Raw genomic sequence first — 13,429 nt, 5'->3', positions numbered from 1 at the left:
GCAGAGCGCCATCGCAGCTACCTCTACGAACCCGACAGCTTCCGCCCATTGGCGCTGTTGGAAGGTTTCGGCCCAAAAGAAACCACGCCCTACCACTACCAACTCGACCACCTCGGCACCCCGCAGGAACTGACCAGCCCTGAAGGCGAAATCGTCTGGTCCGCCCACTACCGCGCCTACGGCCAGATCGCCCGGCTCGACGTGGGCAAGGTCGACAATCCGCTGCGGTTTCAAGGCCAGTATTTCGATGCGGAAAGCGGACTGCACTACAACCGCCATCGCTACTACAATCCGGATATTGGTCGTTACCTGACACCGGACCCGGTGAGGTTGGCGGGTGGGATCAATGGGTACCGGTATGTGCCCAATCCCACGGGATGGGTAGACCCGCTAGGCTTGAATTCATGCCCTGGCGGTGATGGGTGTAAACCCAGTAATAGCGCCCAAAACCCTGCGGCAAGTGTTAACCATGGAGAACCGGCCCTACCGCGACTGACCCGCGCGCAGCGGCAGGCGAGAATTGATGAGCTAGCAGAATCAAATGCTCATCGGCGATTATCAGAGCTTGAAGCGTCAATTCCAGGGGCACACTTTTTAGAAAAACATGGTGCGCAGACGTCACTAGCGTCTCAGCTAGAACGAGTGATAACAGCCAGGAACCCAACCACAGGGGAAATAGAAACGTTCGAAAGAGGCAGGAGAGCCGGACAGCCAAGACCTCCGAGTGCCGCCACACATTTCCTGACTCATAGAGACCAATTAAATGCGATTGACCGGGCAATTTTAATTTTCAAGCTCAATGGCCGAGCAGCGGTTCCTGCATCAATGGATATGGGGAAGGTTATAGGCGAAGGGTATAAAAGGGATGGATTAGAATATGGAAAACAGAAAAAAGCCGTTGTGCATTTGAATGAAGACGGCAAACCCATTACTGCTTATACGGACTTTTAAAAATGAAAAGACAACCGCAACTATCAATCCTTAAAGGATTGTTATTTACCTACTGCATCGAAAACACTAGAAATTTCGAAAGAGAAGAAATCATCGCATCAAAAAATATTAACAACCCAAGAGAGCTAACAGAGCTTTTCGATGCTTTAACCAAGCCAGAGTTTTACACGTATACGTCAGAGGAGCAGAGTTGGTTCATAGAAACCATTAAGCATTATCTTTTAACCGACGAAAATTTCGACTCAGTCTTCTACCTTTTCGACACTTACTTCGAAGATGAAATCATCGACAAAAGAGCCTTTATGAGAACATTACTTGAATGTCTAATTCGTTATCACGCTGAAGCGACAGCAGACGAGTAATCCAACAAAACAAAGCGAACACAACGCTCAAACAACAAAGATCAAATGTGGGAGCTGGCTTGCCTGCGAAAGCGGTAGTGCAGTAACACATGCAGCGACTGACACACCGCCTTCGCGGGCAAGCCCGCTACAGGGGATCTGCGTTTGCCGGACGGGGACTCCTCCCCCATTCAAACCCGATTCGTTCTGCAATCCAGTGTTCTGATCAGCGCTTGGAAAGCTCCATGATCATCCGACTCAACAAATAAACCCGCGGCACCACACTCTCCACCTCGGCATATTCCTCCGCCGTGTGAATATTGCCCCCCACTATCCCAAACCCATCCAGCGTCGGCGTGCCTACACCGGCGGACAAGCTGGCATCCGCCGCGCCGCCGCTGCCTTCGATAGTCAACTTGCGTCCCAGTTCGCCATAAATCCCTTGGGCTATCGCTACCAACTTATCCGACTCGGCTGTCTGCGGCATCGGTGGCAGGCCCCGCTGCAGGCTGGTGTTCACTTCGGTTTCCGGGATCAATTTGTTGGCTGAAACCCGGGCCAGGTCTTTCTCGATCCGGTCGAACTCTTCCGGCAAGGCCGCACGCACGTCGGCCTTGGCGGTGGCTTGGTCAGGGATAACGTTGGTGCGGTCACCGGCCTTGAGCACGGTGAAGTTGATGGTGGTTTTCTTGTCTTCATCGCCGAGTTTGCCCAGTTGCAGGATCTGGTGCGCGGCTTCCATGGCGGCGTTGCGTCCCAGTTCCGGGGCGACGCCGGCGTGGGCGGCCTTGCCTTTGACTTCGACCACCGCGGTGGCGCTGCCTTTGCGCCACACCACCAGGCCGTCGGCGGGGCGGCCGGGTTCCAGGTTCAGGGTCACGTCGTGGCCTTTGGCAGTGTTGCGGATCAGTTCGGAGGCGGCGTCGGAGCCGGTTTCTTCGCTGGCGTCGAGCAGGAAGGTGATCTGCGCGTAATCCTTGAAGCCCTGGCTTTTGAGGACCTTGAGCGCATAGATGCCCGCAACGATGCCGCCCTTGTCATCCATCACGCCGGGGCCGTAGGCGCGGCCGTCCTTGATGTGGAAGGGGCGCTCGGCAGCCGAGCCTTCCTTGAATACGGTGTCCATATGGGCCATCAGCAGGATCTTGGCCTCGCCGGTGCCTTTGAGGGTGGCGACCACATGGCTATTGTTGGCGGCTTTATCCGGCACCAATTCGATGGTGAAACCCAACTGTTTCAACTCATCCACGGCGATATCGCGCACTTGGGTCAGGCCCGGCTCGTAGCCTGAACCCGAGTCGATATTCACCAGGCGCTCCAGCAGCTTCAAGGCTTCGGCCTTGTATTGTTCGGCCTGTTGCTGGATCTGTTTATGAGGCTCGGCGCTGTAGGCCGGCAGGCTGAAAGACAAGGCCAGGGTAGCGGCCAAAAGGGTACGCGGGAAGGTGAAGAGCATGGACCGATCCTTGTTTTTTGTTGGAGGGTGCCCCGCCACCCTACCCCACTAAACTGACCGCAACCAACTGCCCTGTACCGAACTGACCCGGTTGCGCCCGCTGCTCTTGGCTTCGTACAGCGCCTGGTCGGCATCGTTGAGCCAACTGATGGAGTCGGCGTGGCTCGGCTGGTACGGCGCCAGGCCGATGCTCAGGCTCACTCGCAGTGTCGGGTCCTGGGCGTAGGCCAAGGCGTTGAAGCGACCGCGCAAGGCCTCCATCACCTCGGTGGCACGGTTGAGGGGCATGTCTGGCAGGATCACGCAGAACTCATCACCGCCATAGCGCCCGGCCAGGTCGTTGGTGCGCAGGTTCTGGCGCAGCACCTTGCTCAGTTGGCGCAGGACGATATCGCCGGTCACATGGCCGTAGGTGTCGTTGATGGTCTTGAAGTGGTCGATGTCGATCAACGCGATGGCGGCACCGCCCGGGCCACGGCGGCAGCGTTGAAACTCGAGGTCCAGATGGTCCTTCCAGGCGCCGTGGTTGAGCAGGCCCGACAGGCTGTCGGTGCGGCTCAAGGCCAGCAGTTCACGTTTGTGGCGGGCCAAGGTGACGGCCTGGCGGTAGCAGATCCAGCCCAGGGCCAGGGGATACAGCATCAGGATCGGCAGGCAGGCATACAGCTGGGCCTGGGTGGTCACGGCGATAAATCCTGGTGTGAACAGCAGCAACGCGGTGCCCAGCCCCAGTGCCTGCGCCACCCAACCCGCGAACAGGAAACGCGGCCCGCCGATGGCGACGTTGTTCATGCTCATCATCGACAGGGTGGTGACGCTGGGCAGCGGGTTGAAGTGCATTGCGCCAACCCAGAACCCACCGCAAAAGGAATCGAACAGCAGGCTGCGGCGTTCGCTGCGCAAGGTATTGGCCGAGCGCAAAGAACATTGAAAAGCCAGGTGCGGCCACGCAAAGGCATTGATCAGCATCCAGGCCCACACCCACAGGGACGGATTCAACGGATACATGCCGAACGCCACGCACACAAAGCCGAGCGTCAGCCCCAGCACGCGAGATTTGTACAAGCGCAAAGCGAGCGGAAGTCCTTTTCCTCCGACGGCTGGCATGGTGGGGGCGATCCTGGGTGAATGCCTGGAGTCTATCAGGGCGACGTCAAATCGCCACTACCGCTTATTGGCTAATACTTCAGTGCGAAAACCCACGCGCCAGCATCAAGGCGACGCCCAGCAGCAACACGGCCGTGATTCGCTGCAACAACACCCGCCGCTTGGGGTTTTCCAGCACGTGTTTGATGCGCTGGCCGAAATAGCAATACAGGCAGCCGCTGGCAAATTGCAGCAGCAGGAAGGTCAGGCCAAGGATGGCGATGTCCGCCGCCGAACTGTGTTCACCGGCGCCGGCAAACTGCGGGAACACGGCGCTGAACATGATGATGGTCTTGGGGTTGGAAAACCCGGTCAACAGCCCTTTGCCAAACAGGCTGCGCGCCCCCTCGACCTTGTCGGCGTTGTTGATCGACACGCCGCTGCTGGTCCACTGCTTGTAGGCCAGGTAAAGAATGTAGGCCACCCCGACAAACTGGATGGTCTGGGTAATGGCGAGGTTGCCCTTGATCAATTCCGAGAAGCCGACGGCAAAGATCAGGATCGAAATCAGGTACGACACACTGGCGCCGACCTGCGCCGGGATCGAACTGCGCAGGCCGTCCTTCAAGCCCAGGCTCAACAACAGCAACGTCATCGGGCCCGGACTGAAGGTCATGGTGGCGCAAAACAACAGAAAGTAGAGAAATGAAGACAGGGTTAACGCACTTGTCATGGCCAGCACCTTGAATAAAAAGAAACAGCAGCAACAGGGCGAACGCGGCCAGCGCTCGCCCCCGGCCGATCAGGCGACAGCGATTTCGGTGGTCAGGGAGTCGCGGTACATCACCGCCAGGTCAGCCAGGGCAGCCTTGGCGGTCTGGTTGCGGGTTTCAAACGCGACCAGCCCCTTCCAGTTGGTCTCGACAATGGCCTGCAGCACATCGGCGTAATCGCAGTTGCCGTCATGGATGCCGAAGTGCTGGTCTTGCACGCCGTTGTTGTTGCTGAAGGAAATGCCCTTGATCAAGTGGTGGTATTTGCGCACCACTTCTGCCGGCAGGCCGTTCTCGATGTTGGCGTGGCCGGCATCGAGGAAGAAATACACATTGCTATGGGCTTGCAGGCGCTCGAACACAAAGGCGTATTCGGCTTCATGGGTAAAGATGTAGTGGAACGGCCGATAGTTGACATAGTTGGACAGGTTCTCCAAGTAGATATCCGTGCCCTTGGCCTCGGCATAGCGCGCCAGTTCCTGCACCGACTTGAGGTAATGCTCCAGGGCAACCTTCTTGGCCATCAGCACCATTTTCGGCTCGACGATGCAACCACCGTGAATGATCAACGGCGCGCCCAGGCGGCTGGCGATGTCGATTTCTTTTTTGACGTACTCCACAGCCGCACTACGGAAGGCTTCGACATCACTGCCCAACGGCGCTTTGAAGTTGCCATGGAAAACCGGCTTGACCCCCGTGGCCGCGATTTGCCCCTGCAGGCTCTCGATACGCGCCTCGGTCCAGTCATCGACCATTTCGCCGAACAGGCTGCCGTCGATGTACCAGTGGGTGCAGTCACCTTCGATGGCGGTTTGCAGGCCCTTTTCGGCGCCCAGGTATTTCTGGTGGGCCACACCGGTGCAGAACGGGACGGTGGCGTTGATCAGTTTGCTGTTCATGGGACGATTCCTTTCGTTGATGGAGTGTCAGGCGAATTGACGTTCAGGAAGATTGATGGCCATGAAATCGGCCTTGGTCACGCCGCAATCCGGGCATGTCCAATCTTCAGGCACCTCTTCCCAAGGGGTGCCTGCGGGAATTCCGTCCTCCGGAATACCCAGTTCTTCTACGTACATAAAACCGCAGGGTGCGCACATATAAGTCTTCATGGAAATGCAAAATCCATTGCTCAGGTGTAGGAAATATCGCCATCTCCAGGCGAGATGCCGCGCAGTCTAGGGGAGTGGCATTGCGCAAGGCAGGTAAAGTGGTGCCTAATCCGGCCTAACTTCACCGGTAAAAGCACCGGCAAACACAAGGACGCGTCATGTTTGTATCCGCCATCGCTTTCGTAGAAGGCACGCCCAAGGTCCAGCAGATCGTCGAGGCGTTCAGCCTGGCCATCGAAAATGGCGAATGGGCACCGGGCAGCAAACTGCCATCCGTGCGTGAACTGACCCAGGTCCTCGGCGTCAGCAAGTTCACTCTCAATGAGGCACTGGACCGCCTGCGCGGTCGCCACCTGCTCACCTCGAGCCAGGGCCGCGGCTACTTCGTGGCGATGGACAGCACCCGCCCTGCCTCAGTGACCTGGGTGGACCTATTGCCCCAAGACCTGCTCAGCGTATTGCGCCGGCCCTTGGCCACCGCCAGTGGCGAACTGCGCCCCGGTGGCGGGCACTTGCCGGAGGACTGGCTCAATGGCGAAGCGATCCGCCAGGCCATGCGCAGCGTAGTGCGTGCGCCGTCACTGCGTATCGCCGGGCTGGGCACGCCGGCGGGGCTGTTGCCGTTGCGCCAGGCGCTGCAACAGAAACTGCACGGTGAAGGCTTGTCGGTACCGGTGGAACAGATCATCACCACACCCAATACCGTGCAGGGCCTGGACATGCTCATGCGCCTGCTCGCACGCCCCGGCGACACGGTGCTGCTCGACGCGCCGTGCTACTTCAACTTCCACGCCAACCTGGCGCTGCACGGCGTCAAGGTCATCACCATTGCACGCCGCCCCGACGGCTTTGACTTCAGCGCCCTCGAACAGCTGCTGGCCGAACACCGCCCCAGCCTGTATCTGACCACCAGCGTGTTGCACAACCCCACCGGCCACTCCTTCAGCCCCAGCCAAGCGTTTCGCCTGTTGCAACTGACCCAGCAGTACCACTGCCACATCGTCGAGGACGACCTCTACGGCGACCTGCACCCCAACCCTCCACCACGCCTGGCCGCCGTCGCCGGGCTGGACCAGGTTACCTACCTGTCGGGGTTCTCGAAAATCCTGAGCGCCAACGCCCGCGTCAGCTATGTGGTGGCCGCTCCGCAACTGGCCGCCAACCTGACCAACATGAAATTGATGAGCGGCGGCGTCACCTCGGAACTGTTCGAACAGATCGTCTACCGCATGCTCAGCGAAGGCAGTTACGCCAAGCACCGCAAACGCATGGTGCAGCGCCTGATGGAAGCCGGTGGGCGCGTCGAACAATGGCTCAAGCGCTGCGGGTGCGAACTGCCCATGGCGTATGAAGGCGGGATGTTCATCTGGGCACGCCTGCCGCCTGGCGTGAACGGCGAACTCCTGGCCCAGGAGGCCCTGAAACGCAGCATGGTACTGGCACCTGGCGCGCTCTTCGGCTACGACCCGGCCCACCGCGACTCAATGCGCTTCAATGTGGCCCACAGCGACGAACCACGGGTACAGCGGGTGTTTGAGGCGCTATTGCTGCACGGTGTTGCACAAAGCAATCCCCGCGCAAAAAAGTGATACACGACCACGATGCAGCGCGCCTGCCTACCTGACCGGCATCAAGGCAGGTCAGGACCTCGGTGCGTCAGGTACATAGGCGTCGCCCTGGGCAACCAGGAACTTCTTGCGATACGCCGCCGGCAGCATCCCCACCCGTTGCTGGAACAGACGCCGAAACGAGTTGCTGTCCTCATAGCCCACGGCATACGTGATGCTGGCGAGGGTCATGCGTGTTGACTCCAGCATCTGCTTGGCTCGTTCCAGGCGCAGGGTTTGCAGGTAGCCAATCGGCGTACAACCAGTGGCATCCTTGAAACGCCGCTTGAAATTACGCACGCCAAAACCAAAGCGCCGGGCCACCTCATCGATCACCATTGACTGCGCAAAGTGCTGCTCCAACCAATGCTGCACACGCAAAATCTGCGCATCACCGTGGCTTTTGGGCAGCGACCACATCGCGTAGGCCGACTGCTCGGTGCGGCCGGCATCGATCAGCAAGTACTTGCCGCAGGTATGAGCCAACTCCGGCGAGCCGAAACGGCGGATCAGGTGCAGCATCAAGTCCATCGCCGCCGTAGCGCCCCCGCACGTGATCAGGCGATTGTCTTCGCAAAGGATCTGCCCCTCATCCAGGCTGACCTGGGCATATCGACGCCGGAAGAACCCGGCAAATGCCCAGTGAGTCGTCGCACGCAAGCCGTGCAATAGCCCGGTCTCGGCCAGCATGAAGGCCGCCGTGCACATCGACGCCAACACGGCGCCCTGCCCATGCTGCTCACGCAACCAGGGGCCGTAGGCAGCAAACGTCGGCATAGCCTCCTTGAGGGTAAAGAGAAACCCGGGAATCAGCACCAGGTCGGTGTGCGCGATCTGCGCCAGTGAGCCCTGCACCTGCAAGCGCTGCCCGCCCCATGCTGTCACCGGTTGGCCGTCCATAGACGCGAGCATCACCTCAAACGGCGGGCTGTCAGCGAACAGATTGGCCGCACTGAGCATCTCCATGGCCAGGGTGGCACTGGCAGCGGAACATTGATCCGCCAGGAGCAAGGTGACATGCATGTAAAAACTCCGGCTTGCACTTTTCGCATGTAATAAGTCATTTACGCATCTACCTTAGCCGATTCCGCCCCCGTACAGTGCGGCCATTGATCAACTGTCTGGCGTTTTTATGAATCTCTGGTTTCGATTACTGCACATGCTGTTGCGCCGCCCCTGGCGCAAACCGGTTCACGGCCTGGCTACCACGGTGGTGCGCATGCGGGTCTGGCCGCTGGACCTGGACCTGAACCGGCATGTCACCAATGGCCGGTATTTCACCCTGGCCGATGTGGCGCGCATGGATTTTGTGCTGCGCACCGGCGCCTTTCGCGTGGCACTGCGCCACAAGGCCATGCCGATAGTCGGCGATACCTGGGGCAAGTTTCGCCGGGAATTGAAACTGTTCGAAGTATTCGAAGTGCACACTCGCATTCTCGGCTGGGACCACAAGTGGAACCTGATGGAGCACCGCTTCGTCAGCAATGGGCGGGTGGTCGGCGTGGTGGTGATGCGTGGGCTGTTTCGATCCGCCAAGGGCACCCTGCCCCCGGCCGAATTCATCCGCGAGTTGGGCTTGGACGAGACCTCACCGCCGATGCCGCAATGGTTGAGCGACTGGGCACGCAGTTGCGATGAGATGAGTGCGCAATTGCGCGAGGAAGAGCAGGTTTAAAACCCCCTGCTAAGCCTCGCGTTTGAGTTTCAGATGCCGCGCATACCATGGCCGTTGCGGCACACGTTTGAACAGCCCCTTGAGCAGCTCTTCATCGGCACCGAAGGTAATGCGCAGGGCCAGCTTCATGATCTCCGGGTCCATTTCCATCGAGCGCCCCTGTTGCAGCCCCGGCGTGGTGCTGCAGCCGTGGGTGTCCGGGCCCAGCCACGGGTCACCTATTTCCACCCAGCGACCTGGCGCAAACCAGGCTACGCCGTTGACTTCCAGTCGGCTCACCTCGCCTGGGTTGAAGCGCTCGTGGGCACGAAACCAGTCTTCGATGCGGTCATCGATCCAGCCGTGGAAATGCCAGAACACCGGGTTCACATGGGATGAAAACGGGTCGCCCAGAAAGTCGTTCTCCGGCGCATACCAACGTGCGGCAAAGTCCGCGGGGTCACGGGCGAAGGGGACCGGGGCGCCGTTGGACGGGTCGCGGGGCACCGAGGCCCAGCGCATATGCAGCCAATCGTGCAGGCCCAGCTCCATTTCCGAGCCCAGTTGGCCCAGGGTCAACTGGGCCAGGTAGCGCGGGTCGCGGTATTGGGATTCCCACACCTGGAAGTTGCTGTGGTAGGTCTCGGCCGCCTTGATATCGCTGACCCACTGGGTGTAGTCGGCGTCATCTGGCGCTGACCAACAGGGCGGCAGTGCGAAACCGTCGTGGTTGTCGAAGTAGCGCACGAAGCCCAGGCGATCCCGCTCCAACGGCGGTTGCGGCTCGGGGAATTGCGGCCAGGAGGGCAAGTCCTGCATGGAACGTGCGGTGCCGAGCATGTGGCGGTGCATGAAGAAGAAGTCGATGCCCGAACCATTACGGTCCTTGCGCTTGCCGCGGGCGTCGCGTTCCTGACCACGGGGCCCCGGTTGCCAGCCGATGCCGCGCAGGGCCTCGCGTTTTTCTTCGGAGAGCTTGTGCCATTGGTCGCGGGTGGCGTGCCACAGTTGGTGAAACAGGCGGTGCTCGGGAGAAATCAGCCAGGCCAGCAAGGTCGGGTTGAGGCCGATGCGCTGGCGGGCTTCGGGGAACAGTTGTTTGTGGGCGATAAAACGGTTGTCGCGTTCGGTCAGCGCCAGGCGCCGCTCAAGGTCGAGGATGTGCCCGCTGAGGGTGGCGCTGCCGGCATTGCCGAAATCGGCCCAGACTTCATCCAGGGTCATCTTGAATTCATAGGCCGGCACGCCGCCGGCTGAATCGCGGTCGATCAAGCGCCAATAGAGCACGGCGCCCTCGCCCGTCAGCACATCACCCAAGACCCGGTAGCGCGGCTCGCCTTCAGCGCGCAACTGCTCGGCGGTGTCCAGGTAACCGCGCAGGCCACGCCCACGGGGAGCGATGTCCAGCAGCAACTCCAGGCCATGCAGCGGCAGGCCCGCAAGGCCAGCATCGCGGCCTTCCAGGCGCAGGCTCCAGACGCCCCGCAGGGTGTTCGCCAGGTGCTGGCCCTGGGTGTCAGCGAGGTCGACCGTGGCTTCGCCGGGGGTGATGGGAAACTCTTCTTCCCGTGTCAACTCGCGATGGGCATAAAAGGCCGCGGGCACGGCTGCACCGGTCAGCGCCAGGCCTGCGATGAACCCACGTCGAGAGATTGTCATTGGCTACCTTAGGAAACGGCTTGATCAGAGCTAGAACGTTTGCAACCCGATGAAATTTACCGCCCCGCCCCCGCCACCTAAATTTCCCCCGTCATCGCTCGTTCTTCCCTGATAGCAAAGGCCTCAACTGACTGAGATGGCAATGACAAAATCACGTTCGAAAAAGGCGCTGTATATTGGCCTGCCGCTGGCCCTGGCTATCGGCGCCGGGGCTGGTTTCCTGGTCTGGGATCAGTGGTTCAAGGGCAACGCCGGCTACCCGCTGGAGGTGATCAAACAGGCCAATGAAATGCAGGACCGCCTGTTGTCGTTCGACAGCCACATCACCCTGCCCCTGGATTTCGGCACGGCGGGCAACGAGGCCGACAAGGATGGCAGCGGCCAGTTCGACCTGGCCAAGGCCGCCCGCGGCCGATTGTCGGGCGCCGCGCTGACGATCTTCGGCTGGCCGGAAATCTGGAACGGCGCCAACGCCCCACACAAGCCCACCGACGGTTTTGTCGAAGAGGCCCGGCACGAGCAGGAAGTGCGCTACAAGATCATCTCCGGCATGGTGCGTGACTTTCCCAACCAGGTGGGCATTGCCTACACACCGGACGATATGCGCCGCCTGCACGGCGAAGGCAAGTTCGCGATTTTTATCAGCATGCTCAACGCCTACCCCTTGGGCAATGACCTCAACCAGCTGGACTTGTGGGCCGCACGCGGCATGCGCATGTTCGGGTTCAGCTACATCGGCAATAACGCCTGGTCCGACTCGTCGCGCCCGCTGCCGTTCTTCAATGACTCCACCGATGCCCTCGAGGGCCTGTCGCCTATCGGCCAGCAAGCGGTGCATCGCCTCAATGACCTGGGGGTGATCATCGACGTGTCGCAGATGTCGACCAAGGCCCTGGAGCAAGTCGCGCAGTTGAGCCGCACGCCGATGGTGGCGTCCCACTCGGCGCCACGGGCATCGGTGGACATCCCGCGCAACCTCAGCGACAAGGAGCTGCAACTGATCAAGAACAGCGGCGGCGTGGTGCAAGTGGTGGGTTTCCCCACCTACCTGCGCCCCTTGAGCCAGCCGACCCAGGACAAGCTCAATACCTTGCGCGCACGCTTCGACCTGCCGCCACTGCCCAACCTGGCCATGGCCCTGATGCCCGGCGATGCAATCATTGCCGCCTGGCCCGAGCAACGCTTCGGCCAATACGCCAGCGCGCTGTACGGCATTCTCGAGGAAGAACCCAAGGCCACCCTCAAGGACCTGGGCGACGCCATCGACTACACCGTGCGCAAGATCGGCATCGATCATGTCGGCATTGCCTCGGACTTCAACGACGGCGGCGGCCTCCAGGGCTGGGAGAACGTCGGCGAGGTGCGCAACGTCACTGCCGAACTGATCCAGCGCGGCTACTCCGAAGCCGATATCGCCAAGCTGTGGGGAGGCAACTTCCTGCGGGTGTGGGACCAAGTACAAAAAGCCGCCAAGCCATTGGCCAATCGCTAACCACCACGAAGTAAGTCCATGACCGACCGCCGTACATTTCTCAAGCAGGCCGGCGTCTTTGCCGCGAGCCTGCCGCTGGGCACCGCGTTGCTGCCTCAGGCAGTAGCCGCTGTTACGAACGACCCATGGACGGGATTGAAGCAACTGTTCAACCAGGACCCCAATTACCTGCACTTTTCCAACTTTCTGGTGGCCTCGCACCCCAGGCCCGTGCGCGAGGCCATCGAACGCTACCGCCAACAGATCGACCGCAACCCTGGCCTGGCCATGGACTGGGACCTGCAGGAAACCTGGAAGCGTGAGGGCCAGGTACGCGAGTGGGCCGGCCGCTACCTGAACGCCACGCCAGCGCAGATCGCCCTCACCGGCAGCACGTCCGAAGGGCTGGCGATGATCTATGGCGGGATCAAGGTGCGCGCCGACCAGGAAATCCTCACCACGGTGCATGAGCATTACGCCACCGCGTTCAGCCTGGACTTCCGGGTACGCAAGGAGCACACCCAGGTTCGCAAGATACGCCTGTTCAAAAACCCCAATCAGGTCTCGGCCGATGAAGTGCTGGGCAACATCCAGCGCAACATTCGCCCCAACACCCGTGTACTGGGCATGACCTGGGTGCAATCCGGCAGCGGCGTAAAACTGCCCATCGGTGAGATCGGCAAGCTGGTGGACGAACACAACCGCAACCGCGACGAGCCGGACCGCCTGCTCTATATCGTCGATGGTGTGCACGGCTTCGGCGTGGAAGACCTCGACTTCCCCGCTATGCACTGCGACTTCTTCATCGCTGGCACTCACAAATGGATGTTCGGCCCGCGCGGCACCGGCCTGGTATGCGCCCGCGAGACCGAAAACAAATACGTCACACCGATGATTCCGACCTTCTCCGAAGACAAAAACTTCGCCACGACCATGACGCCCGGCGGCTACCACGCCTTCGAACATCGCTGGGCCGCCGACGAAGCCTTCAAGTTGCACCTGCAACTGGGCAAGGCGCCGGTGCAGGCACGTATCCATGCCCTCAACACCGAACTCAAGGACCAACTGCTGGCCCACCCGCAGATCGAACTGGTGACACCGCGCAGCCCCGACCTGTCAGCCGGATTCACTTTCTTTCGGGTCAAGGATCAGAACAGCGATGCCGTCGCGGCCTACCTGATGAAAAACCGCGTGGTGGTGGACGCGGTGGACCGTGACGTTGGCCCGGTGATTCGCACCTCGCCGGGCCTGCTTAACAACTCCGATGAGATCCAGCGCTTCATGACCCTGCTGAGCCAGCGGTTATGACCCCTTTTCCCTTT

General features: G+C 60.4%; 13 protein-coding genes. 6 read left to right on the top strand and 7 right to left on the bottom strand.

Annotation, left to right across the window (positions count from 1 at the left end; genetic code table 11):
• The coding region (locus tag AC1RAC_RS14395; RefSeq protein ID WP_492616681.1) for an RHS repeat domain-containing protein at window positions 1-951 on the top strand (951 nt) is incomplete at its 5' end.
• A gap of 2 nt (window positions 952-953) precedes the next feature.
• Window positions 954-1,313, top strand: a complete 360-nt coding sequence (locus AC1RAC_RS14390; protein WP_127881656.1) for a hypothetical protein — start codon at window positions 954-956, stop codon at window positions 1,311-1,313.
• A 205-nt stretch (window positions 1,314-1,518) separates the two neighbouring features.
• On the opposite strand, the gene AC1RAC_RS14385 is transcribed toward AC1RAC_RS14390, so the two are convergent.
• The 5 genes from AC1RAC_RS14385 to AC1RAC_RS14365 all read right to left on the bottom strand — a co-directional run bounded on the left by AC1RAC_RS14385 (window position 1,519) and on the right by AC1RAC_RS14365 (window position 5,716).
• Window positions 1,519-2,748, bottom strand: coding sequence for a M20/M25/M40 family metallo-hydrolase (locus AC1RAC_RS14385; RefSeq protein ID WP_181124235.1), 1,230 nt, complete (start codon window positions 2,746-2,748; stop codon window positions 1,519-1,521).
• A gap of 48 nt (window positions 2,749-2,796) precedes the next feature.
• On the bottom strand, window positions 2,797-3,855 hold the full coding sequence (locus tag AC1RAC_RS14380) for a diguanylate cyclase (RefSeq protein ID WP_060764775.1): 1,059 nt from the start codon (window positions 3,853-3,855) through the stop codon (window positions 2,797-2,799).
• A gap of 79 nt (window positions 3,856-3,934) precedes the next feature.
• On the bottom strand, window positions 3,935-4,567 hold the full coding sequence (locus tag AC1RAC_RS14375; protein ID WP_034127731.1) for a LysE family translocator: 633 nt from the start codon (window positions 4,565-4,567) through the stop codon (window positions 3,935-3,937).
• Between the two features lie 69 nt (window positions 4,568-4,636).
• Complete coding sequence (locus AC1RAC_RS14370; protein WP_492616680.1) at window positions 4,637-5,506, bottom strand: sugar phosphate isomerase/epimerase family protein; 870 nt, start codon at window positions 5,504-5,506, stop codon at window positions 4,637-4,639.
• A 27-nt stretch (window positions 5,507-5,533) separates the two neighbouring features.
• Window positions 5,534-5,716, bottom strand: a complete 183-nt coding sequence (locus AC1RAC_RS14365; protein ID WP_014718115.1) for a rubredoxin — start codon at window positions 5,714-5,716, stop codon at window positions 5,534-5,536.
• Window positions 5,717-5,874: 158 nt separating this feature from the next.
• Here AC1RAC_RS14365 and AC1RAC_RS14360 point away from each other — a divergent pair, with 158 nt between their 5' ends.
• A complete protein-coding gene (locus tag AC1RAC_RS14360; RefSeq protein WP_492616679.1) occupies window positions 5,875-7,305 on the top strand; it encodes an aminotransferase-like domain-containing protein in 1,431 nt (476 codons plus the stop codon).
• A gap of 51 nt (window positions 7,306-7,356) precedes the next feature.
• Here the strand turns inward: AC1RAC_RS14360 and AC1RAC_RS14355 are convergent, their stop codons facing one another.
• Window positions 7,357-8,346 carry a GlxA family transcriptional regulator gene (locus AC1RAC_RS14355; RefSeq protein WP_054918638.1) on the bottom strand — a complete coding sequence of 330 codons (990 nt, stop codon included), beginning with the start codon at window positions 8,344-8,346 and terminating at the stop codon, window positions 7,357-7,359.
• Between the two features lie 109 nt (window positions 8,347-8,455).
• Between AC1RAC_RS14355 and AC1RAC_RS14350 the strand changes: the two genes are divergently transcribed.
• Window positions 8,456-8,998 (top strand): thioesterase family protein, encoded by a 543-nt coding sequence (locus AC1RAC_RS14350; protein WP_054918639.1) that lies wholly within the window; start codon window positions 8,456-8,458, stop codon window positions 8,996-8,998.
• A 9-nt stretch (window positions 8,999-9,007) separates the two neighbouring features.
• Here AC1RAC_RS14350 and pvdP read toward each other — a convergent pair whose 3' ends face one another.
• Window positions 9,008-10,636 (bottom strand): pyoverdine maturation tyrosinase PvdP, encoded by a 1,629-nt coding sequence (pvdP, locus tag AC1RAC_RS14345; RefSeq protein WP_054918641.1) that lies wholly within the window; start codon window positions 10,634-10,636, stop codon window positions 9,008-9,010.
• A gap of 142 nt (window positions 10,637-10,778) precedes the next feature.
• Between pvdP and pvdM the strand changes: the two genes are divergently transcribed.
• Window positions 10,779-12,128: a pyoverdine-tailoring dipeptidase-like protein PvdM gene (gene pvdM, locus AC1RAC_RS14340; RefSeq protein ID WP_492616678.1), complete on the top strand. Its 1,350-nt coding sequence runs from the start codon at window positions 10,779-10,781 to the stop codon at window positions 12,126-12,128.
• A gap of 18 nt (window positions 12,129-12,146) precedes the next feature.
• The gene (pvdN, locus tag AC1RAC_RS14335) at window positions 12,147-13,415 is read left to right on the top strand and encodes a pyoverdine-tailoring periplasmic protein PvdN (RefSeq protein WP_492616677.1); all 1,269 of its coding nucleotides are present in this window, start codon (window positions 12,147-12,149) and stop codon (window positions 13,413-13,415) included.
• Window positions 13,416-13,429: the final 14 nt, after the last annotated feature.

The organism is Pseudomonas sp. GW823-FHT02F05, assembly GCF_058797315.1.
Note: the sequence above shows the minus strand (reverse complement) of the source record. Positions and strands in the feature narration are given on the sequence as shown.